Source organism: Caulobacter sp. GW821-FHT12D05, from assembly GCF_058807295.1.
This window is the reverse complement of record NZ_JBXAQO010000002.1, coordinates 582,944-608,475: the sequence shown is the minus strand read 5'-3', so window position 1 is coordinate 608,475 and position 25,532 is coordinate 582,944. Positions and strand designations below refer to the sequence as shown.

At 66.8% G+C, this 25,532-nt stretch carries 28 protein-coding genes; 10 read left to right on the top strand and 18 right to left on the bottom strand.

Translation table 11 applies throughout. The annotated features are described in order from the left end of the window. Positions 1–33: 33 nt before the first annotated feature. Positions 34–1,638: a TolC family outer membrane protein gene (locus tag AC1RRR_RS10405; RefSeq protein ID WP_492812787.1), complete on the top strand. Its 1,605-nt coding sequence runs from the start codon at positions 34–36 to the stop codon at positions 1,636–1,638. Here AC1RRR_RS10405 and AC1RRR_RS10400 read toward each other — a convergent pair. Next, complete coding sequence (locus AC1RRR_RS10400) at positions 1,635–2,921, bottom strand: glycosyltransferase (protein ID WP_492812785.1); 1,287 nt, start codon at positions 2,919–2,921, stop codon at positions 1,635–1,637. The genes AC1RRR_RS10405 and AC1RRR_RS10400 overlap by 4 nt on opposite strands. Before the next feature lie 181 nt (positions 2,922–3,102). Here AC1RRR_RS10400 and AC1RRR_RS10395 point away from each other — a divergent pair, with 181 nt between their 5' ends. Further along, the gene (locus AC1RRR_RS10395) at positions 3,103–4,638 is read left to right on the top strand and encodes a methyltransferase regulatory domain-containing protein (RefSeq protein ID WP_492812783.1); all 1,536 of its coding nucleotides are present in this window, start codon (positions 3,103–3,105) and stop codon (positions 4,636–4,638) included. Positions 4,639–5,225: 587 nt separating this feature from the next. Here AC1RRR_RS10395 and AC1RRR_RS10390 read toward each other — a convergent pair. The 4 genes from AC1RRR_RS10390 to AC1RRR_RS10375 all read right to left on the bottom strand — a co-directional run bounded on the left by AC1RRR_RS10390 (position 5,226) and on the right by AC1RRR_RS10375 (position 8,195). After that, a complete protein-coding gene (locus AC1RRR_RS10390; RefSeq protein ID WP_492812782.1) occupies positions 5,226–5,975 on the bottom strand; it encodes a DUF599 domain-containing protein in 750 nt (249 codons plus the stop codon). A 52-nt stretch (positions 5,976–6,027) separates the two neighbouring features. Further along, a complete protein-coding gene (locus AC1RRR_RS10385; RefSeq protein ID WP_492812780.1) occupies positions 6,028–7,467 on the bottom strand; it encodes an MFS transporter in 1,440 nt (479 codons plus the stop codon). Between the two features lie 65 nt (positions 7,468–7,532). Continuing rightward, positions 7,533–7,688, bottom strand: coding sequence for a DUF3309 family protein (locus AC1RRR_RS10380; protein ID WP_165185512.1), 156 nt, complete (start codon positions 7,686–7,688; stop codon positions 7,533–7,535). Positions 7,689–7,811: 123 nt separating this feature from the next. Continuing rightward, positions 7,812–8,195: a DUF983 domain-containing protein gene (locus tag AC1RRR_RS10375; protein ID WP_454717369.1), complete on the bottom strand. Its 384-nt coding sequence runs from the start codon at positions 8,193–8,195 to the stop codon at positions 7,812–7,814. A gap of 282 nt (positions 8,196–8,477) precedes the next feature. On the opposite strand from AC1RRR_RS10375, the gene AC1RRR_RS10370 reads away from it, so the two are divergent. After that, on the top strand, positions 8,478–8,645 hold the full coding sequence (locus AC1RRR_RS10370) for a hypothetical protein (RefSeq protein ID WP_454717368.1): 168 nt from the start codon (positions 8,478–8,480) through the stop codon (positions 8,643–8,645). Positions 8,646–8,648: 3 nt separating this feature from the next. On the opposite strand, the gene AC1RRR_RS10365 is transcribed toward AC1RRR_RS10370, so the two are convergent. From AC1RRR_RS10365 to AC1RRR_RS10350, 4 genes are all read right to left on the bottom strand, one after another. Next, positions 8,649–8,786: an entericidin A/B family lipoprotein gene (locus AC1RRR_RS10365; protein WP_291873655.1), complete on the bottom strand. Its 138-nt coding sequence runs from the start codon at positions 8,784–8,786 to the stop codon at positions 8,649–8,651. Positions 8,787–8,865: 79 nt separating this feature from the next. After that, complete coding sequence (locus AC1RRR_RS10360) at positions 8,866–9,279, bottom strand: beta/gamma crystallin-related protein (protein ID WP_492812777.1); 414 nt, start codon at positions 9,277–9,279, stop codon at positions 8,866–8,868. A 12-nt stretch (positions 9,280–9,291) separates the two neighbouring features. Then, positions 9,292–9,900, bottom strand: coding sequence for a beta/gamma-crystallin (locus AC1RRR_RS10355; RefSeq protein WP_492812775.1), 609 nt, complete (start codon positions 9,898–9,900; stop codon positions 9,292–9,294). A gap of 87 nt (positions 9,901–9,987) precedes the next feature. Further along, a complete protein-coding gene (locus AC1RRR_RS10350; protein ID WP_492812773.1) occupies positions 9,988–12,090 on the bottom strand; it encodes an acylase in 2,103 nt (700 codons plus the stop codon). 164 nt (positions 12,091–12,254) lie between these two features. Here AC1RRR_RS10350 and AC1RRR_RS10345 point away from each other — a divergent pair, with 164 nt between their 5' ends. Then, the gene (locus tag AC1RRR_RS10345; protein ID WP_492812771.1) at positions 12,255–13,004 is read left to right on the top strand and encodes a class I SAM-dependent methyltransferase; all 750 of its coding nucleotides are present in this window, start codon (positions 12,255–12,257) and stop codon (positions 13,002–13,004) included. A 4-nt stretch (positions 13,005–13,008) separates the two neighbouring features. On the opposite strand, the gene AC1RRR_RS10340 is transcribed toward AC1RRR_RS10345, so the two are convergent. Then, entirely contained in the window at positions 13,009–14,097 is a 1,089-nt protein-coding gene (locus tag AC1RRR_RS10340) for a L,D-transpeptidase family protein (RefSeq protein WP_492812769.1), read from the bottom strand. 77 nt (positions 14,098–14,174) lie between these two features. Here AC1RRR_RS10340 and AC1RRR_RS10335 point away from each other — a divergent pair, with 77 nt between their 5' ends. Beyond that, on the top strand, positions 14,175–15,257 hold the full coding sequence (locus tag AC1RRR_RS10335; protein ID WP_492812768.1) for a D-alanyl-D-alanine carboxypeptidase family protein: 1,083 nt from the start codon (positions 14,175–14,177) through the stop codon (positions 15,255–15,257). Here AC1RRR_RS10335 and AC1RRR_RS10330 read toward each other — a convergent pair. Then, positions 15,187–15,807: a glutathione S-transferase family protein gene (locus AC1RRR_RS10330; RefSeq protein WP_492812766.1), complete on the bottom strand. Its 621-nt coding sequence runs from the start codon at positions 15,805–15,807 to the stop codon at positions 15,187–15,189. The genes AC1RRR_RS10335 and AC1RRR_RS10330 overlap by 71 nt on opposite strands. Further along, complete coding sequence (locus AC1RRR_RS10325; RefSeq protein ID WP_492812764.1) at positions 15,804–15,992, bottom strand: hypothetical protein; 189 nt, start codon at positions 15,990–15,992, stop codon at positions 15,804–15,806. Before AC1RRR_RS10325 ends, AC1RRR_RS10330 begins: the two co-directional genes overlap by 4 nt. Before the next feature lie 63 nt (positions 15,993–16,055). On the opposite strand from AC1RRR_RS10325, the gene AC1RRR_RS10320 reads away from it, so the two are divergent. Continuing rightward, the gene (locus AC1RRR_RS10320) at positions 16,056–16,622 is read left to right on the top strand and encodes a hypothetical protein (protein WP_492812762.1); all 567 of its coding nucleotides are present in this window, start codon (positions 16,056–16,058) and stop codon (positions 16,620–16,622) included. A gap of 53 nt (positions 16,623–16,675) precedes the next feature. Continuing rightward, positions 16,676–17,452: a protein NO VEIN domain-containing protein gene (locus AC1RRR_RS10315; RefSeq protein ID WP_492812760.1), complete on the top strand. Its 777-nt coding sequence runs from the start codon at positions 16,676–16,678 to the stop codon at positions 17,450–17,452. 6 nt (positions 17,453–17,458) lie between these two features. Here the strand turns inward: AC1RRR_RS10315 and AC1RRR_RS10310 are convergent, their stop codons facing one another. Then, entirely contained in the window at positions 17,459–18,019 is a 561-nt protein-coding gene (locus tag AC1RRR_RS10310) for a hypothetical protein (RefSeq protein ID WP_492812758.1), read from the bottom strand. A 211-nt stretch (positions 18,020–18,230) separates the two neighbouring features. Between AC1RRR_RS10310 and AC1RRR_RS10305 the strand changes: the two genes are divergently transcribed. Then, positions 18,231–20,300 (top strand): TonB-dependent receptor domain-containing protein, encoded by a 2,070-nt coding sequence (locus AC1RRR_RS10305; protein WP_492812756.1) that lies wholly within the window; start codon positions 18,231–18,233, stop codon positions 20,298–20,300. 1 nt (position 20,301) lies between these two features. Next, entirely contained in the window at positions 20,302–21,057 is a 756-nt protein-coding gene (locus tag AC1RRR_RS10300; protein WP_492812754.1) for an energy transducer TonB, read from the top strand. Between the two features lie 69 nt (positions 21,058–21,126). On the opposite strand, the gene lepA is transcribed toward AC1RRR_RS10300, so the two are convergent. Continuing rightward, positions 21,127–22,935, bottom strand: a complete 1,809-nt coding sequence (gene lepA, locus AC1RRR_RS10295; RefSeq protein ID WP_492812752.1) for a translation elongation factor 4 — start codon at positions 22,933–22,935, stop codon at positions 21,127–21,129. A gap of 161 nt (positions 22,936–23,096) precedes the next feature. Here lepA and AC1RRR_RS10290 point away from each other — a divergent pair, with 161 nt between their 5' ends. Beyond that, on the top strand, positions 23,097–23,831 hold the full coding sequence (locus AC1RRR_RS10290) for a DUF1134 domain-containing protein (protein ID WP_492812750.1): 735 nt from the start codon (positions 23,097–23,099) through the stop codon (positions 23,829–23,831). Here AC1RRR_RS10290 and msrA read toward each other — a convergent pair. The 4 genes from msrA to AC1RRR_RS10270 all read right to left on the bottom strand — a co-directional run bounded on the left by msrA (position 23,828) and on the right by AC1RRR_RS10270 (position 25,317). Continuing rightward, positions 23,828–24,418, bottom strand: coding sequence for a peptide-methionine (S)-S-oxide reductase MsrA (gene msrA, locus AC1RRR_RS10285; protein ID WP_492812748.1), 591 nt, complete (start codon positions 24,416–24,418; stop codon positions 23,828–23,830). The two genes, AC1RRR_RS10290 and msrA, sit on opposite strands and share 4 nt — an antisense overlap. 56 nt (positions 24,419–24,474) lie before the next feature. Further along, a complete protein-coding gene (locus tag AC1RRR_RS10280) occupies positions 24,475–24,762 on the bottom strand; it encodes a hypothetical protein (RefSeq protein WP_492812746.1) in 288 nt (95 codons plus the stop codon). Then, positions 24,747–25,043 carry a hypothetical protein gene (locus AC1RRR_RS10275; RefSeq protein WP_454717352.1) on the bottom strand — a complete coding sequence of 99 codons (297 nt, stop codon included), beginning with the start codon at positions 25,041–25,043 and terminating at the stop codon, positions 24,747–24,749. Before AC1RRR_RS10275 ends, AC1RRR_RS10280 begins: the two co-directional genes overlap by 16 nt. A 121-nt stretch (positions 25,044–25,164) precedes the next feature. Beyond that, positions 25,165–25,317 (bottom strand): hypothetical protein, encoded by a 153-nt coding sequence (locus AC1RRR_RS10270; protein ID WP_492812744.1) that lies wholly within the window; start codon positions 25,315–25,317, stop codon positions 25,165–25,167. Positions 25,318–25,532: the final 215 nt, after the last annotated feature.

Here is a 25,532-nt window from a genome sequence, read left to right as displayed (position 1 = left end):
CGCGTTCCGGCGGGGGCCGTGGAAGTCTAGGAAATGCGAGTGCTGTCGAAAGTCTTGTCCGTTCGGACGTCCGTGATCGCCTTGGCCATCGCCATGGCGGCAGTCGGTCGTGCCGACCTCGCGCACGCCGAGACCCTGGCCGACGCGATCACCGCCGCTTACCAGAGCAATCCCAACATCCAGGCCCAACGCGCCGCCATGCGCGCCCTGGACGAAAACTACACCCAGGCGCGGGCGGCCTACGGCCTGCAAGCCAACGTGCAGACCTCGGAAGGCTATGGCTACGCCAAGGGCGCGCAGACCCGCAATGGCTTCACCGGGATCGTGAAGGCCCAGGAGGCGACCGGTCTGTCGACCGACATTTCCGTCAGTCAGGCGCTCTACACCAATGGCCGCTATGCCGCCCGTCTCGGCGGCGTCGAGGCCCAGATCAAGGCCGCGCGCGAGAACCTCCGCCGCATCGAGATGGATCTGCTGGTTCGCGTCGCCAACGCCTATGTGTCGGTGCGCCGCGATCGCGAAGTGCTGCGCGTCAGCCAGGGCGGCGAGGCGTGGCTGCGTAAACAGCTGCAAGACACCGAGGACAAGTACGGCGTTCGTCAGGTCACCCTGACCGACGTCCAGCAGGCCAAGGCCCGCGCGGCCCAGGCGAGCACCCAGGTCGCCAACGCCGAGGCCCAGTTGAATGTCAGCGTCGCGGCCTATGCCTCGCTGGTCGGCCACCTGCCTGACAATCTCGAACCGGAACCGGACGTCGATGGTTTGCCCGCGACGCTGGACGAAGCGTTCAATCAGGCCGAAGAGGCCAACCCGACCCTGAATTCGGCCCTCTTCACCGAAAAGGCGTCCCGGCTGGGCGTCGCCGAGGCGCGGGCCCAGCGCCTGTTCTCGGTCTCGGCGCGCGCCGACTATCGCAACGGTCCCTACGTTCCCTACAGCGCCAAGGACTCCAACCGCACCGACACGATCAACGCGTCGATCACCCTGAGTCAGCCCCTGTTTTCCTCGGGCCAACTGAACTCGCAGGTTCGTCAGTCGATCGAGGAAAACAATCGCGACCAGCTGCTCATCGAGGACGCTCGCCGCAACATGGTGCTGGGCGTTTCGCAGTACTGGGATCAGTTGACCGCCGCCCGCAAGTCGCTGGTCTCGATCGAAGCGGAAATGAACGCCGACCGCATCGCCTTCCTGGGGGTGCGTGAGGAAGAACGCTTCGCCCTGCGCAGCACGATCGAGATCCTGAACGCTCAGGCCGAATTGCAGGCCGCCCAGATCAACTTCCTGCGTGGTCGCGCCAGCGAATATGTCGGCCGCCTGCAACTGATGGCCCAGGTCGGCACGCTGGAAGTCGGCAATCTGGCGCCCGGCGTCCAGCCCTACGATCCCACGCGGCACTTCAAGAAGGTTCGCTACAAGGGCATGCTGCCGACGGACCTGGTGGTCCAGACCGTCGACAAGATCGCCCTGCCGATGCAGGCCAACAAGCCGAAGCCTGGCGACACCACGCCGATCCGGCCGCCGTCGTCCGAGCTGCCGGCCGCGCCGGTGTCGGCCGACAAGGTCATGCCGCCGCCGTCGATCAACGAGTTGCCGCCTCTGACGGACGACTCGCCGGTCAAGACCTCGCCGAGGGGCTAGAGCGGCAGCAGGCCGCGGGTCATCCGCAGCCAGGCTTCACGATCGAACGAGACATGGCCGTTGCGCGCCGTCGCAGCGGCCATTTCCTTGCGCCAGACGTCGTCCGACAGCATTCGCGCCAGCTTGGCCGCCGCGTCATCGACATCGGCGTCGGCCCACCGTCCTGTTCGGTAGATCTGGCCATCGCCCTCGACCGGGATCAGCGTGAAGTCGACAAGCTGGCTCGAGGCCGGATCCATGAACTCGACGGTTGAGGACCAGCCGGTCGCCAGGGTCGGCTTGCCCAGCCAGATCCCCTCGGCCAGCAGCAGGCCGTAACCCTCCGAGCGGTGCAGGGACAGGATGACGTCGCTGCTGGCCGTCAGCAGCGCCATGTCGTCAGCCGACAGGTTCTCTGTCATCAGGCGGATCGACGGATCGTCGGCGACCAGATCCTGGAGCGCCTGAAAGGTCTCGGGATAGAGGTCGGCTCCGACGACCTTGCAGACCAGCAGCGCCGGCCGAGCGGCTGCGGCACGGGCCTTCTGAAAGGCCGCGAGCGCTGCGTAGGGGTTCTTGCGTTGGGCGGTCGAGCGCAGGTCGAAGGCCATGAGTACGACGACGTCGTCGTCGGGGAAGCCAAACCGCGCGCGATCGGGAGCCGGGCGTGGGTTCAGATACAGCGGGTATGGAGCGGGGGTGACCTTCACCCGGGCCGGCGCGATCTTGCGGATGGCGTCGGCGGCGAAGATGGAGGGCGTCCAGACCTCGTCGACCAGGTCGAAGGCCGGGATCCAGTCGGCTGGCGCGTCCTCGAGCTCCCACGCCCAGTAGCCGATATGGCGGCGGCCCTCCAGCGGGCGCCCCTCGGTCTCGCGGGCCCAGCGCAGCAGCTCCGGCGGATTGATGTGCGAGATCACCACCCCGCGCTCGTTCTCGACAGGCGGCGAGAAGGGGACCGCCAGGTCGACTGGAAAGCCAACGCTCGCCGAAAGGTCGATGGCGCGCACAGGCAGGCCGGCGTCGGCGAAACCTCGGGCCAGCATGCGGGCGCCTTCGCCCAGGCCATGCACGGCGCCGTGGAAGCCGACCACGGTCACCGGGGGGCGAGGCGGCAGGTTGCGACGTCGAGCGCGGCGATGGGCTCTTGCCTGCGCCACGCGAAGCTTCCGCGTCTTGGCGGCGTCTTCCAGGGCTTCCGCGATCGCGCGCCAGGCCGCGCCGGGCGCGCCTGCGGTCATGTGCGCGGCGCGACGCACCGGAACGGGCAAGTCGCGCCAGAGCGCGAGGAGGGAAGACTTCATAGGCGTGCCGGCGGCTTCGATCGCGGTCCCGTGGACGACTGACCTATAGCGATGCCCGGCGCCGACGCCATGATGAAAGACGACGGGCCCACAGCTTAAATCACGGCTTGAACTTGCGAGTCGCAACCAACCATGCAGCAATTCACCGGGGTCGGGGTTTGCTGAGCAGTGGGGATACTAGGTGTCGACTGAATGGAATTCCGGCTACGTCACGGACGTAAATTACACGCTCGGCTACTACAGCGAGCTGAATCCTATCCGTTGCCGCCTTCCGTTATTGTTGGTCGGCCGTCATGCGCCGAAGATCGAGAACGCCTGCGAGCTGGGCTTTGGTCAGGGGCTGTCGGTCTCGATCCACGCGGCGGCCCAGCCGGGCGTCAACTGGTACGGCACTGACTTCAACCCATCGCAGGCCGCCTTCGCTTCGGAAATGGTCCGGTTGTCCGGCGCCGAGGCCAAGCTCTACGACGAAGCCTTCGCCGATTTCTGCGCGCGCCAGGATCTGCCGGACTTCGACTTCATTGGCCTGCATGGCATCTGGACCTGGATCTCGGACGCCAATCGCGCCGTCCTGGTCGACTTCATCCGCCGCAAGCTGCGTCCGGGCGGCGTGCTCTACATTTCGTACAATACGCTGCCGGGGTGGTCGGCCTCGGCGCCGATCCGCCATCTGATGAAGCGCCATGCCGACGTGATGGGCGCGCCAGGGCAGGGCATCATCGGCCAGACCGACGCGGCGCTGACCTTCATCGATCAGTTCCTGGCCCTGGAGCCGCTTTACGCCAAGGCCAATCCCGGCGCCGTCGAGCGCCTCAGCCAGATCAAAAGCCAGGATCGCAAGTACCTAGCCCACGAGTACATGAACCGCGACTGGCATCCCATGTACTTCGCCGACCTCGAGAACTGGTTGAGCGACGCCAAGGTCGGTTTCGCCTGCTCGGCGCACGCGACCGACAACATGCATGAGCTGAACCTGACGCCGCAGCAGACCGAGTTCCTGCGCGGCATTCCCGACGTGTCGCTGCGCGAGACGATCCGGGACTATTGCGTCAACAACCAGTTCCGGCGGGACTACTGGATCCGCGGCGTGCGGGACCTGATTGGTTACGAGCAGGTGACGGCGCTGCGCGAAGAGCGGATCGTGCTGACGATGGCGCGGGAAAGCCTGCCGACCAAGGTGCGTGGCGTACTCGGTGAGGCGTCGCTGATCGACACGATCTATGGACCGATCTTCGAACTGCTGCTGGACCATAAGCCGCATACGATCCAGGAGTTGGAGGCCCACGTCGCCCCCAAGGGCGTCCAGTTCCCTCAGCTGGTATCCGCCCTTACGATCTTGCTCGGCATGAACGTGATCAGTCCCGCGGCCTCGGTGCAGGATGTCTCCAAGGCCAAGGTCCGGACGCATGCCTTCAACAAGACGATCGCGCGTCGGGCTCTTGCGGTCGGTGATGTCGGCGTGCTGGCTTCGCCCGTGACGGGTGGGGGCGTCGGCGCCACACGGTTCGAGCAACTGTTCTGGCTGTCCAAGCAAAATGGCGGCAAGACGCCGGCCGACTGGTCTCAATTCACGTGGTCGGTGTTGAAGGCGCAAGGCCAGGCGATCCTAAAGGATGGCGCAGCGCTGCAGGGCGAAGACAATCTGACGGAACTGCGAGCCCAGGCCGAAGCGTGGAACGCCAGGGCCTTGCCCGTCTGGACCGCTCTTGGCATCTGATCATTCTCGTTAGGCGAGAGTTCGCGTCACAAAGGCTGCGAACCATGGCTCGGCGTCGCCTCGCAAGAGGCGCGCCGATTTCGCCTCTCCGGAGAATGGTCGCAAAACCGTCAAGCGCTTTGGGAGCAGATTTGAGCGTTTGGAAATGTAGTTCAGGCTCAGCGGTGATGTTTGGTCGATCCTCTAGTGTTTATTCTTCACTGATCGATAAGAGCATTGCTGAGTAAATCTACTTTGGAGATTTCAATAAATCCAATGGCCCTGGAGGCCTTCAATGGAGGGCGGCGGTCTAGGCCCGATATTGCGAGCGTCGCCGAGGGAATCTGGCTGGAGCGTTGCAATAGCGGAAGTTGCAACACGAATTCACGACCAAATGTCGGTTTCCCGTAGCTAGGTGGTTGCGAAACGCCCGAGGTTAAGGTATGAAGAACTTGTCTACCCACAAGACTTCCCATTAGCCCCGCCGGAGACTGAGTCACCGGCGGGGCTTATTGCATTCGGGGCCTTGGTGTTCGCGATCAGATGAACGCCACGTCCGGGGCGGTGTTCCTCCGGCCAAGCTTTCGGATGCCGAAATTCGGTTCGGTCTAGATCCGGTCTTCCGGCGGCGGCGGGTTCAGGCGCGTCAGGTGCGGGCCGTGGACGACCGGCTGGCGCTCCAGGATCTGCCGGACCTTGCGGACGGCCGCCGAGGCGCGGCTGCGGCGCTGACGCCAGAGCAGCAGGGTCATGGCCCCCAGGGTGGCGCACAGGAAGGGCAGGGGGCCTAGCAGCCACACCGCGGCCGCTAGGGCGAAGTAGTAGGCCCGGACACCGGCGTTGAACGCCGACAGGGCCGGATTGAGGATGCCGCCCGCGGCTTCCGCATATTCGGCCAGCACGGCCGGCGGGGCCCACATCGGCGCGGCGCCGATCGCGGCCAGGCAGTAGTTCATCTGGCGGATCGACCAGATGAAGTCGAGCAGGCCGCGCGCCAGGGCGATCAAAACCAGGCCCAGCTTGATCTGGAACATCATCGGTGTGGTTTTGGCCAGCACGGCCAGGCCCTCGACGCTCTTCCAGGCGGTGTCGCCGCCGAACAGCACGCCGGCCGCCGCGGCGATCAGGATCAGGTTCGACGAGGCGAAGAAGCTGGCCGAGTTGATCGCATGGCCCAGCAACTGGCCGTCCAGCAGCGCGATCTCGCGCACCGCCATCTCCTGCATCCACCGGCGACGGATCACGGTCATGTCGGTGTTCAGCACGCCGCCGCCTTCGCCCAGGCGCTTGAGCATGGGCTCGTACAGCAGCCAGCAGGCGGCGAAAACGGACAGGACGATGGTATCGAGCACGTGCATGACGGTTTTCTAGCCCGACAATTAGAGTCGGAAAACGGGGTTCAGTCCCAGATCAGTCCTCGTGGATCAGGCTGTGATGCCGCGTGTCCTTCAGGATGACTGAACAGATCAGGCCCAGCGCCATCACGCCGGCGACATAGAGGTAGAAGGTGCTCTCCAGCCCGCCGTGCTTGAAGGCCAGGGCGACCATCTCGGCCGTGCCGCCGAACAGCACATTGGCCAGGGCGTAGGGCAGGGCGACGCCCAGGGCGCGGATCTCGGCGGGGAACATCTCGGCCTTCACCACCGCGCTGATCGAGGTGTAGCAGGACTGGAAGGTCATGCCGGCCAGGATCAGAACGAGGGCCGTGGTCACCGACGCCGTCTGGCTGATGCCGGTCATGATCGGCCAGATGGTCAGGGCGCCGCCACCGAAGGCCAGGATCAGCATCGGCTTGCGCCCGAACCGGTCCGACAGCCAGCCGGCCAGGGGTTGCAGCAGCATGAAGCCGATCATCGAGAGGGCGCTGATCTCGGACGCCTGGCCCTTGCTGAAGCCGGCGGTATTGACCAGGAACTTCTGCATGTAGGTGGTGTAGACATAGAAGGTCAGCGAGCCGCCGGCCGTCAGGCCCATGATCAGCAGGCTCTCGCGCGGGTGACGGCGCACCAGCGGCACGATCAGCGACACGAAGAACAACACCAGGAACACCGCGCCCAGGATCTGGGCGGGCCTGGCCAGCGGGCCGGTGGTGACGCCCGTGACGCCGGCGATCACGGTCAGCGCCAGGAAGACCGCCGCGCTAGCCACCTGGCCGCGCGACAGGGTTTCGCGCTGCGCCGGTCGCTTGAAGGCGATGCTCTCTTCCAGGCCGCGCCGGATCCAGAACACCACCACGGCCAACAGGGCGCCGATGACGAACGGCACGCGCCAGGCCCAGGCCTTCAACTCGGCCTCGCCCACGAAACGCTGCAGGATGATCAGCACGGCGAGAGCCAAGAGCTGGCCGGCGATCAAGGTCACATAGTGGAAGCTGGACCAGAAGCCCCGGCGGGCCTTGCCGGCCATCTCGCTCATATAGGTGGCGCTGGCGCCGTACTCGCCGCCGACCGACAGGCCTTGCAGCACGCGCGCGAAGAGGAGAATGGCGGGGGCCCACAGGCCGATGGTGTTGAAGCCCGGTGTGACGGCGATGATCAGCGCGCCGCCGCACATCAGGGCCACCGAGACCGACAGAGCCGCCCGGCGGCCGGCGTGGTCGGCGTACATGCCCATCAGCCAGGCGCCGATCGGGCGCGCGACAAAGCCCAGGAAAAAGACCGCCGCCGCCTGCAGCAGCTGCACGGTCTGGTCGCCCTTGGGGAAGAAGGCGGGCGCGAAATACAGGGTGAAGGCCGCGTAGGCGAACCAGTCGTACCACTCGACCAGATTGCCGGCCGAGCCGCCCAGGATGGCCTTGGCGCGGGCCAGCGGCGACAAACGCGCGCTGCCCGCTTCGGCGGTCGCCGTCATGTGGATCTCCCCCTCCCGTTACGAAGGGGGAGACTAAGCGAACGCTGGTCTAGGGAATAGACCCGCTAGATCCTGCCGAGCAGGACCAGGATGATCAGAATAACCAGGATCAGGCCCAGGCCGCCGCTGGGGAAGTAGCCCCACGAACGGCTATGACCCCAGGTCGGCAGCGCGCCAATGAGGGCCAGGATCAGGATGATGATGAGGATCGTGCCAAGCATGGTCCGAAGTTTCCCTCCAATCCCGCGTCAGCCACCGTGGCGACGCTTAGGTTCAGGACTTCGGAATTCTTGGCGACGCTTATCGGTTCCGCGCCAAAAGGTTCCCGTAAGCTGAGGGTATCTTTAGGCCGGGGTGTCTTCGGCTTTTCTCAGCTTGATGGCCCACAGGGCGCCGATCACGCCACCCTTCACGCGCGGCAGCAGCGCCAAGGTCAGGGCCGCCAGCGGGATCAGGGTCAGCGGCGCGACCAGCCACGGCGAGGCTTCCCAGATCCAGGGGAAGAACAGCAGCGGCGCCACCAGCAGGTGGCCCACGATCAGGATGGTGAAATAGGCCGGGCCGTCATCGGCCGGATAGCAGCCCAGCTCGTGCCCGCAGGCCTCGCACTCGGGATCGACCTTCAGGTAGCGCATGTACAGGCGACCGTCGCCGCAGTTGGGGCAACGGTGCAGCAGGCCGCGCTTGAGGCCGGTCAGGAGGGACGGAGAGGGCTGGGTCTCTGACATGGGCGCTCATATGCGCTTTCGGGCGCGGCGAGAAAAGGGCGACCAGCCGTCGCACGGCGACGATTTGTCCAGGATCTGAGTAAGTAACGGTGAACCTGTTCCCGGATTTTATCGGCGCATCGTCATGCAAACGATGTCTCGATCATCTTTTGGGTTGGTCCTGGTTAATGAAGAATAGTCTTCAGACCGGTGTTCCGGGAATTGGAGTCCTCGATCCGGGGTCTTCGGAACTGCGACGACGCGCTGACGTTGATCGGGTGTCCTGAAAAGTGGAGGCGACGCATGACGCCCGACCCTCGAAAACCCACCGATCCGGGCGCTGAGCCGCCCCGCAAGGGCGAGGCGGCTTCCAAGGCCGAACACGCCGTCCGTCACGCGCCGGAGAGCGCCGTCGCCCCGCATGAGAAGCGGACGATCGGTGCTGAGACGTCACGGGAAGAGGACGCGTAGAGTCTAGCGCTTGGCGTCGCGCGCGGCGCCGGCGACGGCTTTGCCCGCCGACGAGACATCGCGACCGGCGCCTTCGATGGTGTTGCAGGCCGAGACCAGCAGGGCGGCCGCGGCAGCGGCCAGGACGACGATCTTACGCATGAAATGAAGCTCCAGCTTGGAAGGCGCGGGACCTTAGCCGTGAGGCCCGCCGGGCCACAAGAGCCCGGCGGATCAAGGTTTAGCGAACTCGGCGGACCGAGCTGTAGCGGTCGTTCTGCTTCTTGGGCAGGCTGGCCGTGTCGTAGTCGTAGCGCCAGCACTTGCCCTGATAGTAGGCGTGCTCGCAGAACTCCCACGACCCGCGCGAGATGCGCATCGACGAGACGCGGTCGTTGAAGCCCAGGCGCGCCAGGTCCGGCGTGTCGCCGCGCAGCGGACGGGCCTCGCCACGGAAGCCGTCGTGCTCGAACAGCACGACCTCGCCACCACGATCCCAGCCGCCCCGACGATCGTCGCGCCGATCGTCTCTGCGGTCGTCGCGGCGATCATAGCCATCGCGACGGTCGCGATCGTAGTTGCGGTCCTGGGCGACCGCGCCGCCGGCCATCAGGGCGATGGTCCCGCAGACGATCAGGAAAGCGGATTTACGCATGGGGCTATCTCCTTAGCGAACGCGACGGATGGAGCTGATCTGGTCGTTCCACTCGCGGGGCAGGATCGCCTGATCGGCGTCCAGACGGCTGCAGCGGCCCTGATAGTTGGCGTGCTCGCAGATCTCCCAACGACCGCCGCGACCGATCTGGATCGACGAGGCCTTGTCGTTGAACTTGACCGCGCCCAGGTCGGGCATGTCGCCGTTCACCTCGAAGGCGCGGCCCTGGTACTGCGGATCCTCGAACATCACGACGCCGTCCCGGCCGCCGCCAGGGCGACCACCGCCGCCATTGTTCCAGCCGCCACCGTTGTTGCCGCCGCCGCCGTTCCAGCCGCCATTGCCGCCGCCATAGCCGACGCATTGCAGGCGACCGTCACGGTTTTCCAGGCCTTGGCTACCGCAGTCGCGAGTGCGGGCGCTGGACCATTCGAAGCCGCCCCGGCTGGTCTGGCATCGCGCCCAGACCTGGCCGTTGAAGGCGGTGATGTCGCGGCACGACTGGGTGTACGAGCCGCGCGGCGGATCGTCGTAACGACCGTTCCAGCTGGGGGCCTGGGCCGAAGCCGCGCCGGCCATCAGGAGAGCGGAAAGGGCCGCGAGGCCGAGGGTCTTGTGCATGTCAGTTTCCCCACCGAGAGGCGTCGTTGTTGACGCCAGCTAGCCGTCCCCCAACTGAACGGCAGCTGAACGGCCAAGTTTTAGCGCTCAACGATCCTGAGGGCGATAGTCGACCTTAACGTGTCCTTTCAGTTGCGCTTCCGCGTACCAGACGGGCTTGGTCTTCATGGCCACGAACAGCGGCGTCTGGTCGGCATAGTGGGGTGACTTGGCGTCCAGGGTGGCCGAGCCGAACTGGTGGATGCTCTCGGAGTGGAGCTGGCCGGCTTTGTCCCAGGTGACGAACATGATGAAGGTGTCGCCGCCGTCGGCGGTGGTGGTGCCGTCCTTCTCCGGCTTGCCCCACACCGAGCGATAGGTGTCGGCCGCGCCGTCGATGGCCAGGTTCACCGTCCCGCGTCGGATGCGGTTGACCTGGCCCCATTCAGGATCCAGGCGACCGAAGTGGGTCTTCAGCTGGGTGATCGCCGCGCGCAGGCTGTCGATCGGCGTCGGGGCCGGATCGCCATTGCTGCGGGCGAACAGGATCGGCTGGGTCATCAGCGCCGCCAGGGCCGCGCCGCGATTGTGGACGTCGGCCTTCTTGTCCCAAGCGCGCAGGATTTCCTGAGCCTTGGCCAGGTCCGCGTCGCCCTTGGGGTCGATCGCGATGACCTCACGGACCATCTCCATCACGCTAGAGCGGTCGCTGAAGCTGATGTCGAACTTGTGCGCCCGGAAGCTAGCGTCGGTGATCGCGTGGTCGGTCCCGAAGGTCTCCAGCGCCCGCCAGGCGCGGTTGGTCATGTTGGCTTGCAAGCCCATCGAGGCGGGGAAGGCCTCGGGTTTCAGATTGTCGGCCGCCTCGCTGGCCTGGAATGGCGTGTTGTTGGAGTTGAAGACCAGGCCCGACTTGGGATTCCACAGCTGCGGGGTTTGATCGACGGGGCGGTAGCCCTGCCAGATCAGCTCCGAACGATCGCCGGGCAGGACGCCCGCCCAGTCGGCTTGCACAGTGCGGTTCGGATATTGGCCGTTGTGCACGAAGCCAATGTTCCCGGCCGCGTCGGCATAGACGTAGTTCAGGCTGGGAATAGCGTGAGTGGCGATGGCCGCGCGCCACTCTTCCATCGTCTTTGCTCGGTTCAGTCGCCAGTACTGCAACGGCTGACGCCACTCGCCCATGCCGGCATAGCGGATGGCGAAGACGCCGTGATCGGTCTCCAGCACCGGCCCATGCGCGGAGCGCAGCACGGCCTTCTTCACCGGCAGGACGATCGGGCCGAGGAGCTTCACGCGCAGGGTGACCCAGCGCTTGTCGAAGTCCTTCCACTGGCCGTCCAGGCGGTACTGGTTCTTGTTCTGCGGGTTGATGGTCAGGCGGTAGATGTCCACCAGGTCGGGCTTGGACACCGTGTTGGCCCAGCCCAGGGTGGCGTTGTGGCCGTGCAGCATGAACGGCGCGCCGGGGAAGAAGCCGCCGGCGACGTGCCAGCCCTGGCCGCTCTCGACGACCGCCTCGTACCAAGCCACCGGGCCGGTATAGGGCTGGTGCGAATTGACCAGCAGCAGGGTCGCGCCATCGGCGCTGCGGGACGGTGCGGTGGCCAGGCCGTTCGAGCCCTTCGGCGGCGGGCCTTTCTCGGTCGGCGCGGTCAGATGCTTCAGCTCGGTGTCCAGGCCGTAGAAGAACGGCTGCTTGAAGATGAAGCCGGCCTCGATGTCCTGTCCGGTCAGCGGCAGCAGGCCGGCCTTCACCTTCTCCGGATGCTTGGCGGCATAGACGCTGACCCCGTCGGCATAGGCCTCCATGATCTTGCGCAGATCGGCCGGCAGCTGGCCGTAACGGGCGTTGGTCGTCGGCCAGACGTCCAGCAGGGCGGTGACATAGTCGGTCGGCGCAGCCTTGGCGCCCTTGTCGCGGGCCAGCACGCCGCGCGTGGCCAGCACCACGTCCTGCAGGGTCTCGAAGTCGTCCTCGCTCTGGGCGTAGCCCAAGCCGAAGGCCGCGTCGGCGTCGGTCTTGCCCAGGATGTGCGGCACGCCCCAGTCGTCGCGGCGGATGCGGACGTCATAGGCCTTGGCTTTGTCCAGCAAGGCTTGCCGGGGCGGGGCCTTGGGCAGGCTGGCCTGGTCGATGACAATCAGCGCCGCGCTCGCCAGCACGACAAGTGCCAGCAGCGCGCCGACCCCGCGCAGGATCCACTTCATCCGAGCCTCCCCGACCCCTTGTTTGTTACCGCTGATCATGCGGGGTCGGTTTGGTCGTGCCTAGAGCCGGTTTCGACGAAAGCTGATCGGAATGTCTAGATACCGTCGTTCGTCGTTCCTAGCTGTGCTGCTAGTTTCAATCCAACAATGAGGGAGGCGCGCCCATGGCCCGCAAGCACGTGGTTTCGGTACTAGCCGCTCTGGCGCTCAGCGTCGGCGGCGTCGCGTTCGCTGAAGTGCCCGCCAACATCACCAAAGCCCTGGCCGATCCGTCGCGTCCGGCCGCCGATACGGCCCGTGACGCCGCGCGGCATCCGGGCGAGGTCCTGGCCCTGGCGGAGGTGAAACCGGGCCAGACGGTCGTCGACTATGTGATGGGCGGCGGCTACTTCACCCGCATCATCTCGGGCGCCGTTGGCCCGAACGGCACGGTCTATGCCTACCAGCCGGCCGAGTTCATCAAGTTCATGGCCAAGTACGGCGAGGATCAGAAGACGGTCGCGGCCGCGCTCTCGAATGTGAAGCCGCTGAGCGGTCCGATGGTCGGCCTGGACCTGCCCGACAATGTCGACGCGGTGATCACCGTCCAGAACTATCACGACATGCACCTGAAGCCGTTCCCGACGGATACGGCCGCCAAGGCCAATGCCGAGATCTTCAAGTCGCTGAAGCCGGGCGGCGTCTTCCTGGTCATCGACCATGCCGCCCTGGCCGGCGCGACGACGGCCCCGGACCTCCTGCACCGCATCGACATCGCCCAGGTGAAGGCCGAGGTCGAGGCCGCCGGCTTCAAGCTCGAGTCCGAAAGCCCGCTGCTGGCCGACAAGGCCGACACGCACACGGCCAGCGTCTTCGACCCGTCGATCCGCGGGAAGACCGATCAGTTCATCCTGAAGTTCCGCAAGCCCAAATAGGGCGTCATGAGGCGCGGGCTTCCGCGCCCATGAAGATCACCTTGGCGCCCTTGTTCACGGCCGAGCCCAGCTCGGCCGCGTCCCAGTTGGTCAGCCGCACGCAGCCGTGCGAGGCGCGCTTGTTGACCAGCTTGGGATCGGGCGTGCCGTGGATGCCGTAGGTGTCCTTGGTCAGGTCGATCCAGGTCGAGCCGACCGGATTGTTCGGCCCCGCCTTGATCGTCAGCTTGGCCTTGGGCTTGCCGAAGGTCAGGCGCGAGGGGTCATAGGTATAGGTCGGGGCCGGGGCCAGGGTGCGCACGGCCCACTCGCCGGACGGGGCGGGGCGCTCGGTGCTGCCGACCGTAGCCGGATAGACCGCCAGCTCGACGCCGTCCTTGTCGAAGGCGCGGACCTGGCCCAGGGCCTTGTCGATCTCGATGCGGTCGACCTTGCGGTCCAGCTTGTCGGCGCCGGCGCCCGTGACCACGATGTTCGTTCCAGCGACCGCGAAGTCGACGCCGGGATTGAGCGCCTGCAGCAGCGCCTCATCCATGTGGAAGCGCTCGGCCAGCAGTTCCAGCGGCGTGTGGTAGTTCATGGCCGGCAGCTTCGCCATCGCCTCATAGTCTTCCTTGGGCAGCACGGGGGCGAACGGGCCGGCGACGTCCTCAGGCGTGATCTTGTAGTCGACCAGGACGGGACCGCTGTCGCCGGCCGTCAGGGTGTCGACCAGTTCCTGGGTGATCGCGCCATCGGCGGTGAGGTTGCGCGAGCCCTGATAGGCCTTGATCGCCAGGGTCAGGTTGGTGCCGTCGCGGCCGTCGATGACGCCGGGCGAGAAGTGGGCACGGTCCAGCAGGGTCTGGACGCGGACCAGCAGGTTGCGGTGAGCGTCAGGGTCCGTTGCGGCCGGGTCGAAGGTCGCGGCGTTGATCGTCTGGGCCAGCGGCGAGGCGGCGGCGACGGCCGGCGGGGCCGGGACCAGGGGCGTCGGCGCGGGTGGCGTCTTCTGAACCGTCTTGGCGGGCGCGGGCTTGGCCGGAGGCTTGTCGTCGCAGGCCGACAGGGCCAGGACGGCGATCAGGGCGAAACGGGAAACCAGGCCGGTCATGTACTCTCCACGGGGGAACGACTCTCCCGTCTCAAGCCTTGAGCCATGGCGAAGTTCCACCCGTTGCGAGGATCGGCTTGAAGGCGCTGCGTCGACTGCTCTGGGGTCTGGGCCTGCTGCTTCTGGCGGTCGGCGGCTTCTGGCTGTGGGTCTATTGGCCGTCAGGGCAGCCTTCGCCCAAGCCCGAAGCGCCGCGTGACGAGGTCGGCTATCTGCCGCCGCAGCATGTGCCCTCGATCGATCCGCCAGCACTGGCCGGGGCCCTGCCGCTTGCCGGCGCGCTGGAGACCTGCGACGGCAACGACGCCCCCGACACCGCCGCCGCCGTCAATGCCGCCTCATTGTCGACCCTGGCCTGGACGCCGTTCGGCAAGCCCGAGACCGGCTGGGAGATCTACGCCCCGCGCATCGCCGCCGAGATCGGCACGACCTGCGGCCCGGGCTCGAACGGTTTCGCCTCGGCCCTGGCGCGCTGGCAGGGGGCGCATGGTCTGCAGAAGACCGGCGTCGTCGATCCGACCGTGTTCTCGGCCATGCTGGTGCGCTGGCACCTGTCGCGGCCCTTCGTGCGCGTCAATCGCGAGGGCGTCTGCCCCGGCGCGCCGCCGGAGGCCAATCTGGAGTTGGCCAAGCCCGAGGAGAGCTACGGCGGCAAGGCCATCCGGATGCGTCCCGGCGCGCTGGCGGCCTACCGCAACATGGTCGCCGAAGCGAAGGCGGCAGGGGCGCTGACCAAGCCCGATGCCTTGCGAATCTTCTCCGGCTTCCGCGCCCCGGACGCCGACGCCCAGCGCTGCGCGCGGGACAAGAACTGCCAGGGCCTGATCCGCACCATCTGCTCGGCCCACCGCACGGGCCTGGCCATGGACGTGGTGATCGACGCCGCGCCGGGCTTCGGCCCTGACAGTTCGGCTGACGCCAATCGGCTCGTCATGGCCCGTTCGGCGTTGTTCAAATGGATGGTGGTCAACGCCAGCCGCTTCGGCTTCGTCAACTACGCCTACGAACCCTGGCACTGGGAGTGGACGGGCGAGCCGTTGCTGCCCGGCGTGCCGATCTCCAGCCTGCCCCAGGAGGGGTCGGAGCCGGCTACGGAACCTCCGGCAGCGCCCATTTCTGGAAAGCCGGCCGTTGCCGCAGGCGCTCGTAATAGGCGGTGAGCGTCGGCCAGTCCTCGCGCTCGATCGGCGAGAACAGCCAGCGGTGCACCGACAGGCCCAGCACGATGTCGGCCAGGGTGAACTTGTCGCCGGCCACATAGGCGCCGGTATCCACGAGGCGCGCGCTGAGCAGGCCCATGGCCGTGTTCCAGGCCGTGACGCTGTTTTCGATCTGCTTGGGATCCTCGAAGCCCGGCGACTTGCGCACCAGGCCCGCGAAGGCATAGCGCCAGGCCGTATTCAGCTCGGTGCATTGCCAGTCCATCCACTGGTCGACCAGCGCCCGCTGGCGGCGGTCTTCCGGGAACAGCGGCGTGCCGGCCGCCACGTAGCGGCAGATGGCGTTGCTTTCCCACACCGGTCCGTGTTCGTCGATGAGCACGGGCACCAGGGCGTTGGGGTTCAGCTTGACGAACTTCGGGTCGCTGGTGGGCGCGAAGCCCTGGCCCCAGTCCTCGCGCTCATAGGCGATCGCCAGTTCGTCCAAGGTCCACAACACCTTGCGGACATTGATCGACGAGGTGCGGCCGAGGACCTTGGGGATCGTCACCGGGTCATCCAGGGGCGGGACTTGCCGGTCGGCGCGACGGCGCTGGCGCGGTCGACCTTGCCCGTCGAGGCCTTGGCCCCGTGGCCGTGCTTGCCCTGGGCGGCCTTCTTCAGGCGCAGGGCGCGCTGCATCGGGGTTTCCCCCTCTGGCGCTTCAGTGGCGGGAACGTCTGGTTTATCGGTCATAGGGGCGATGTAGGCCTCGAATGGCGCCTTGAGAAGGCCGCGCTTGCAGGTCAGTCTGGAAAGATGTCGTCGCCCCGTTCGGTTCCCCTCCTGATCGCGCTTGTCGCCCTCGCGGCGTCCGCTGCTCACGCCCAGGTCAAGGGAGAGCCCAACGAGGTCTCGCCGGTGCTGATCCTGCCGCCGACCCTGCCGCCGAACGTCACCGCGACCTATCCGGCCCAGGACCAGACGGTGGCCCCCGGCGTGCTGATCCTGAAGGTGGCCTTCGACCAGCAGATGTCGCCGACCGCCTGGAACTACGCCCCGGCGCAGGGCGCCGAGCCGATGGACTGCGTGAAGACGCCCCGCTTGCTGCCCGACCAGAAGACCTTTGTCCTGCTGTGCCGGGTGTTGTCCAACAAGACCTATGGCGTGACCTTCAACGCCGCGCGCGCCGGCGGCTTCGCCAATCTCGGCGACAACCCGGCCCACACGACGGCCCTGACCTTCAAGGTCGACGCCGAATATCCGATCACCACGGTCCGCCAGGCGATGGAGAAGGCCAAGCTGCTGCCGGACCAGATGCCGGTGCAGGACGCGCCCATGGCTTCAGGGTCTGGGGCTGTCGCGTCCGGAGCGAGCAGCCGCTAGCCTTCTAACTGAAGCGTGTGGCGCGCGAGCCGCGACTCCCTCATCATTATGAGATGATAGGGGAATCGGGGCGCGAGTGGACGGGGGCTGACCTCGCTGTGGTGGTGGGCGACTATGTCTCCCAGCTGGAGAAGACGCTCGCGGGCAAGCCGTTCGACCGCGCCACCCACGACCGCACAGTGCGTTTCGTCACCGGCAAGTCGGACATGCCGATCACCTGGAAGCAGGGCGAGATCTCGGCGGTGCTGTCGCTGATCGGCCTGCCGATCCTCAAGGACATGCCGCCGCGGTGGTCCTATGACGAGGCGCTGCTGGACGCCGTCGAGGACCAGCTGGCCATGAAGCCGACCCTGCTGGCCTCGGCCGTCCGCCCCGCCGCCCTGTTCACCGCGCCGTCGGCCATGCCGCTGATCGAGACCGCGCCGCCCAAGCCGATGCCGATGGACGATCGCCTGATCCGCGCCATCCAGCGCTTCGACATGTCGGGCCGCGAGGCCGACGACCGGTTCCTGAAGGGCCTGGGCGTGGCCAGTGTCGTGGCGCACGAGGCCCGGCGCCTGTCGGATCGCGGCCGCCCGGACCTGGCCGGCCGCATACGCCCCGCCCGCGACGGGGACGCCGAGGGCTGCGACGTGATCAGCTTCGGGCTGGACGAAATCCCGCGCCTGATCGTGGTCAAGGCCACCCTGGCCGGCGAGGTCGCCCCGTTTGGCCTCAGCCACGCCGAGTTCGAACTGGCCAAGGCCCAGCCCAGCGCCTTCCGCATCCGCCGCGTCTACGACCTGCTGGGCGAGGCGCGCTTCTACCGGATGAAGCCGCCGTTTCATTGAGGCCGGCTAGGCTTTGAAGACGTGCGTGGCCATGACCGCCAGGCCGCCCAGCGTTCGGCCGTGGTACAGCTCGCCGGGCAGCCGCATCAGCGTCTCGTAGAAGCCCAGCGGGGGCAGGGCGGTCATCACTGTGACGATCTGCTTGCGCGATAGCCCCTTGGCCACCCGCCCGCCGCTGGCGTCGACCCAGTCGGCCTTGCGCACGGCGTTGACCACCTCGGCGTTCGGGCCTCGGAACGGGGTGATCTTGTGGTGCCAGTGGATCAGGTCGCGCACCAGCTGGGCGTCCAGGTCCGGTGCGCGAGCCTGGCGGGCCAGTTCGGCGTGGGCCTCCGACGGTTCCAGATAGGCCAACGCCCGGTCGGTCCATAGCCCGACATCATGATGCGCCAGGGCGAAGGCGATCGGCGCGCGCCATTGCTGATCCCCGTCCAGGAAGTGCAGGGCGTAGGTCAGGACCCGATAGACGTGGTTGCGATAGCCGGGAAAGTCCGCGCCGACCCGGTCGCGCATCAGGGCCAGTTCGCGCTCGATGATCGGGTCGTGATCGATGACGGCGATGGACATTGGCGCAGTTCATCGTATCCGGCGATCTCTCGCTAGAACGGACCCGCCGAAAAGGGCGCCGACGCCTATTTGTCGCCTTGCTCTTGCGAGTCACTTGCATTTTGTGGCGAGCACGGTCATGAGAGCGTCACTGTCGGGGTGGGCGCCTCCAGGGAGATGGCCCGCCCTTGTGTCGCGAATGACTCTTACTCGCAATAATCGGGGATTATCGATGCGCACCACCCATTGGACGCGAGGTCTGCTGTTGGCCGGCGTCGCCCAGATCGTTTTCGTCGGCGCCGCCCACGCTCAAGCCAAGCCGGCCGACGCGCCGCAAGACGCGCCGACCGCCACCGCCAGCCAGCTGTCGCTGGGCAAGGTCGTGGTCTCGGCCGGCCAGGAGAAGGTGGCGATCGATACGCCCCAGGCCGTGACCACCCTGGACCAGGACGACATCGACCAGGCCCAGGCCTCGACCATCGGCGACCTGCTGACCGCCATTCCCGGCGTCTCGACCATGGGCGGCGTCGGCGCGCTGGGGCAGGGCTTCAACATCCGCGGCATGGGCACCGGCCTGGCCGACAGCGACAGCCGCATCCTGATGCAGATCGACGGCACCACGAAGTTCTTCGAGCAGTACCGCATGGGCTCGTTCTTCAGCGATCCCGAGCTCTACAAGCGCGTCGAGGTGCTGCGCGGCCCGGCCTCGTCGACCCTGTACGGCGCCGGCGCGCTGGCCGGTGTAGTCAACTTCACCAGCAAGGACGCCTCGGACTTTCTCACGGGCGATGACCGCTTCGCCGTGCGCCTGCGCGGCGGTCTGGAGAGCAATTCGGACGCCTATTTCGGCTCGGGCGTGATCGCCGCCAAGCCGACCGCGAACCTGGACGTCCTGGCCATGTACACCCTGCGCCGCAGCGACGAGTACAAGAACGGCTCGGGCCAGATCGTCCCGACCTCCAAGGCCGAGTCCGACAGCTATCTCTTGAAGACCCGCTACTACATCGGCGGGAACAAGAAGCATAACCTCTGGGCGTCGTACCAGAACTGGAAGAACGACAGCGTCCAGATCTACGACCAGGCCCAGGCCTTCGGCACCACGCCGGTGCGCCGCAAGACCACCGACGACACCGCCGTGGTCGGCTACGAGAACGACTTCGCCGGCAACGACCTGCTCGATTTCAAGGCCCAGGTCTCGTACGCCAACACCAAGGTCCACCAGATCGAGACGACCTTCCTGCCGGGCGTGCTGGAGTCGCAGTTCTCGTACAAGACCTGGCAGGGCCGGGCCGAGAACGTCTCGGAGTTCAAGCTGGGCGAGGACGGCGTGGCCTTCTTCACGGTCGGCGCCCAGGCCAGCAAGCAGGGGCGCCGCAACCCGCGCCGCACGGCTACCGGCACGAACCACGGCGCGGCCACCCACCCCGAAGGCGACATGGAGAAGTACGGCCTGTTCGCCCAAGGCGAGCTCGTGGTCGGCAAGCTGACCCTGATCCCCGGCGCGCGCATCGACTGGACCCGCCTGGCTCCGGGCCTGGGCGTGACCACGACCCAGAAGGTCAACGATAGCGCCGTCTCGCCCAAGATCGCGGCCATGTACGCCCTGACCGAGGCCTTCTCGGTGTTCGGCTCGATCGCCCACACGGTGCGCATGCCGGTGCTGGACGAGATCTACAGCCGCACGGCCGCGACCTCGACCAACTACAGCCTGAACCTCAAGCCCGAGAAGTCGGACAACTACGAGGTCGGCGGCACGCTGCAGCTGCGCAACACCTTCACGCGCGGCGACCAGACGCGGATCAAGACCACGTTCTTCCAGAACAATGTCGACAACCTGATCGCCCGCGGCACGACGACCTCGGCCTATTTCATCAATATCGGCGAGGCTCGCTACAAGGGCGTCGAGGTCGAGGCCGAGTACGGCGCCAAGCGGGTCTTCGCGCGCGCGGCCCTGTCGATCATCGACGGCGAGGACCGCAAGACCGGCCTGCCGCTGAACACCATTCCGGCCAACACCCTGAACCTGACCCTGGGCTATGTCTTCCCCGAGCAGAACCTGACGGTGGGCTGGCGCGGCGAGATCGTCGACGACCAGGACGAGGTCTCGACCGCCTCGCTGCGCACGCCGGGCTATGACGTGCACAACCTGTTCCTGACCTGGCGTCCGCAAGCCGGCGCGCTGCAGGGGCTGAACGTGCAGGTCGGCGTCGACAACCTGTTCGACCGCGACTTCCGGCGTCACCTGATGTCGCTGGACGCCGAGGGTCGGACCTTCAAGCTGACCCTGGCGCGCACCTTCTAGCATGCGCGCGCCCTGGCATATTCGCGCCTGGGCCACCGGGGCGTCGTTGGCGATCAACGGCGCCCTGGCTCTGGGCGTCATACATATGGCGCCCACCCTGGCGACGGTCGCCCAGGACGAGACGGCGATGCTGATCTCGCTGGGCGATCCGTCGCTGGCCGACACCGACAACGCGACCTCGCCCGACGCCGCGCCGGCGCCAGAACCCGAGGAAGCGCAGCCCGCGCCGTCGCCGGTCACGCCGCCGGAAAAGGTTCGGGTCACCCCGCCAGCGCCAGACGCTTGGACGGTCGCCGCGCCGCCCGCCAAGCCGGCCCCGCCCACGACCGCGACGACGGACAACGACGCCCGCTCGGCCTCGACCGCGCCCGCCGCGACCCCGGCCGCCGCCAAGGCTATGGCCGCCACCGCCGCCAAGCCGCCCGCTGGCTCCGACAAGGCCGACAGCGTCCAGGCCCATGCCGGCTCCAACAACAGCTACATCGCCCGCGTCCGCGCCCTGCTGGAAAGCAACAAGGCCTACCCCAAGGCCGCCCGCATGCGGAAGCAGCAGGGCGTCGCCCGCGTCGTCTTCGTCATCGACCGTTCGGGCCACGTGCTGGACTGCCGGCTGGCCGCGCCGACGGGTCATCCCCTACTGGACCAGGAAGTCCTGGCCATGGTCGCCCGCTCCGACCCGTTCCCGGCCCCGCCCCACACGATCAAGGGCGACCGCATCGAACTGGACGCCCCGGTGGAGTTCTCGCTGGCCCGCTGACGCCATGAAAAACGCCCCCGCCGACGAGCGACAGGGGCGTTCTGAAGTCTCAGTGCTGAGCGCCGAAGATCAATCCTCGTCCATCTTCAGCGCCGCGATGAAGGCTTCCTGCGGGATCTCGACCTTGCCGAACTGGCGCATGCGCTTCTTGCCGGCCTTTTGCTTGTCCAGCAGCTTGCGCTTACGCGAGGCGTCGCCGCCGTAGCACTTGGCGGTCACGTCCTTGCGCAGGGCGCGGACGGTTTCGCGGGCGATGATCCGGCCGCCGATGGCCGCCTGGATGGGGATGACGAACATGTGCTGCGGGATGAGTTCCTTCATCTTCTCGCACATGCCGCGACCACGGCTCTCGGCGCGGTCACGGTGGACCAGCATCGACAGGGCGTCGACCGGCTCGGCATTGACCAGGATCGACATCTTCACCAGGTCGCCGACGCGGTAGTCCTCGAGCTGGTAGTCGAAGCTGGCATAGCCCTTCGAGATCGACTTCAGGCGGTCGTAGAAGTCGAAGACCACCTCGTTCAGCGGCAGGTCGTAGATGACCATGGCGCGGCTGCCGACATAGCTGAGCTCACGCTGCTGGCCGCGACGGTCCTGGCAGAGCTTGATCACGCCGCCCAGATATTCGTCCGGGGTGAAGATCGTGGCCTTGATCCAGGGCTCGGAGATGTTCTCGATCTGCATCACGTCCGGCAGGTCGGCCGGGTTGTGCAGCTCCATCTCCTCGCCGTTGCGCATGTGGATCTTGTAGACGACCGACGGGGCGGTCGCGATCAGGTCGAGGTCGAACTCGCGGCTGAGGCGCTCCTGGATGATCTCCAGGTGCAGCAAGCCCAGGAATCCGCAGCGGAAGCCGAAGCCCAGCGCGGCCGAGCTTTCCATCTCGTAGGTGAAGCTGCCGTCGTTCAGGCGCAGCTTGCCGACGGCGGCGCGCAGATCCTCGAAGTCGGCGGCGTCGACCGGGAACAGGCCGCAGAACACCACCGGCTGGACGTCCTTGAAGCCCTTCAGCGGCTCGGCCGTCTGCTTCTTCTCGTCGGTGATGGTGTCGCCGACGGCGGCGTCGGCCACTTCCTTGATCGAGGCGGTGAAGAACCCGACCTCGCCGGGGCCCAGCTCCTGCACGTCGGTGGCCTTGGGCGTGAACACGCCGACCTTGTCGATGCGGTGGGTGGCGCCGGTCTGCATCATGCGGACCTGCTGGCCGGCCTTCAGCGTGCCGTCGAAGATGCGCACCAGCACGACCACGCCGAGGTAGGCGTCGTACCAGGCGTCGACCAGCAGGGCCTTCAGCGGCGCGTCGCGGTCGCCCTTGGGGGCGGGCAGGCGGGTGACGATGGCTTCCAGCACGTCGTGGATGCCCAGGCCCGACTTGGCGCTGGCCAGCACGGCGTCGCTGGCGTCCAGGCCGATCAGCTCCTCGATCTGGGCGCGCACGCGCTCGGGCTCGGCGGCCGGCAGATCGATCTTGTTCAGGACCGGGACGATCTCGTGATTGTTGTCGATGGCCGAATAGACGTTGGCCAGGGTCTGGGCTTCCACGCCTTGCGAGGCGTCGACGACCAGGATCGAGCCTTCGCAGGCGGCCAGCGAGCGCGAGACTTCATAGGCGAAGTCGACGTGCCCGGGGGTGTCCATCAGGTTGAGGATGTAATCCTCGCCGTCGTCGGCCTTGTACTTCAGGCGCACGGTCTGCGCCTTGATGGTGATGCCGCGCTCTTTCTCGATGTCCATGTTGTCCAGGACCTGCGCGCTCATCTCGCGCGCGGTCAGGCCGCCGGTCTCCTGGATCAGGCGGTCGGACAGCGTGGACTTGCCGTGGTCGATGTGGGCCACGATGGAAAAGTTGCGGATCTTGTCGAGAGGCGTCGAAGTCATGCGCGTGCGTCTAGCACATTTGGCCCGCTTCGCGAGGGGCGTTACTCGCTAGGTCTGCGGCGACGCGTCGCGCATGCTTAACCGGTCGTTAAGTTTGGAGCCGCAAACCGGTCTCAATGGCTTGCAACAGTGTTGCAATGAAATCGATCCGGAGCGCTCCCATGGACCGTCGCAAGCTGATCCTCTCGGGCGCCGCCGCCGGCCTCAGCGCCGCCGCCACCGATGCGCTGGCCCGTCAGAGCAACTACAGCGAACAACTGCCGCCGCCGCAGCCGATCGGCCCAGCGCGGCCGGCTTCCGCCGATCCCTACGCGTCCTCGTCGCCGCAGCCGGTGGCGCAGGACTCGTACAACGCCCCGCAACCCGCGCCGGCCTCGAACGGGTCGCAGCCGGTCTATGACACCGGCCGCGCCCAGACCTATTCGGCCGACGAGATGATCCGCGCCACGTCAGACTTCCTGGGCGTGACGGCCGAGAGCGCCGGTTCGGCGATCGAGCGGATCTTCAAGGACAAGGGCCAGCCCACCGCCTACATCGCCGGCGAAGAGGGCTCGGGCGCCTTCGTGGCCGGCCTGCGCTATGGCCGGGGCCTGCTGTACATGAAGGGCCGCCCGACGCTGGAAGTGTTCTGGCAGGGCCCGACCATCGGTTGGGACTGGGGCGGCAACGCCAGCCGCAACTTCACCCTCTGCTATAACCTGCAGTATCCGGACGCCATCTTCCGCCGTTTCCCCGGCGTGGAGGGCACCGCCTACCTCGTGGGTGGCCTGGGCGTGAACTACCAGAAGGCCGACGAGATCACCCTGGCCCCGATCCGCGCCGGGGTCGGCCTACGCCTGGGCGCCAATGTCGGCTATCTGGGTTACAGCCGCCAGCGGCGCTGGCTGCCGTTCTAGCCGCCCCAGACCTGCTTCAGCCGCGCGTCACGGCCACAGCCGGTGCGATAGGCGAAGTAGTTCAGCTTGTTCCGCTTGGCGTAGTCGCGGTGATAGGCCTCGGCCGGGTAGAAGGTCTGCAGCGGCAGGATCTCGGTCTTCATCGTTCCGGTCTTCAGGCGCTTGGCGGCCTCGGCGCGGGACTTTTCGGCGATCGGGCGCTGGGTGGGCGTGACGAAGACGGCCGGGCGATAGGACGGGCCGCGGTCGCAGAACTGGCCGCCGTCGTCGGTGGGATCGACCAGCTTCCAGTAGCGATACAGCAGGAAGCCATAGTCCAGCTTGGCCGGGTCATAGGTGACACGCACCGACTCGTAGTGGCCCGAGGTCTCGCTGGTGACGTCGCGATAGGTCGGGTTCTTCAGGTGGCCGCCGGTATAGCCGCTCTCGACCTTGATGACGCCCGGCACGCCCTGCATGTCGTGCTCCATGCACCAGAAGCAGCCGCCGGCGAACACGGCGGTCTCGGTCTTCAGCGTGGCGGCGGCCGAGGCGCTGACCCCGGTAAGAGCGAACAGGGTAGCGAGTAGGGCGAGCAATCGGCGCATCGAGGTCTCTCCAGAAAGCGGACTCGGACTCAGATACGCACGAAAGCGGGCGAAGGTTACAGCCGCCAGCCGAAACCCACGCCGCGCACGCTGGGACAGGCGGCCAGGCGCGAGGCCAGCACCTCGGCCCGGGCGTCGCCCTGGTCGTCGATCTCGAGCCTAATGGTCATATGCTGACCCTCGGGAGCGGCGGACAGGGCGCGCAGGCGGGCCTGCTGGACCGAAGCCACGCCGAGCACCCGCATCAGGGCGTCAGGCGTGTCGTCGGTGGTGACGAGAAACAAGCGACGTTTCTCGTCTTCCGGTTTGGCTACGTCTACGAGCGCGCTCACGGGCGAAGCCATTGGTGTTCGACCGAGGCCGAATTGACGCCGGGCCAGGCGGCCAGGTCACGAGCCAGCAGGCGGGCGGCCTGATCGCCCAGGTGGCGCACCTTCAGCGAGGCTTCGACGATGTGGCCCACCGGACGCATGGTCAGGCCGCACAGTTCGGCGCCGCTGTCGGCGAGGCCTTGGCGCACGGCTTCCAGCGCACTGGGGGCGTCGCGGGCGGCCAGCAGCAGCTGGTGGACGGTGACGCCTTCCTGGTCGCTATGGAAGGATGGTGGGGAGGGCAGGTAGCTCATTGGAGTGGTCCCTTGCATGAGAGGCTTGGAGACCGAGGGAGCGCGCAACAAAAAACCCCGCTCGTGGGAGCGGGGCTTTTGGAGATCTTGCGATCCTTCGGCTTTGGTTTTGGTAGGTTTCCTACCGCTGCTTGCGCCGATTTTGCCCCGTCCGAATGGGAACGGTTTTAATCTGGGTGTTAATCATATTCCACATCGACACCGCGCACGACATCGCAGCCACGGCGGCGAGGCCGGTGGTCACGAAGGCGGCGAAGGCGAAGGTCGATTGCATGTGGAAACGATGAATCCCGTTAGCGCCTAATACAGGTAGCGTGACGTTTGGGATTGCGCAAGGTCTTGCCTGTGCGATGGGCGTTAGGTCGCGGGGTGGGGCAGGAATTGGCGGTGGGCGCCTGGAAAGTCAGCACTGGCCCCCACCTGACCCGCTGCGCGGGTCTGTCCGCCCCCAAGCGGGGCGGAGGGAGAACTCTCCTCTCCCTTTGGGGG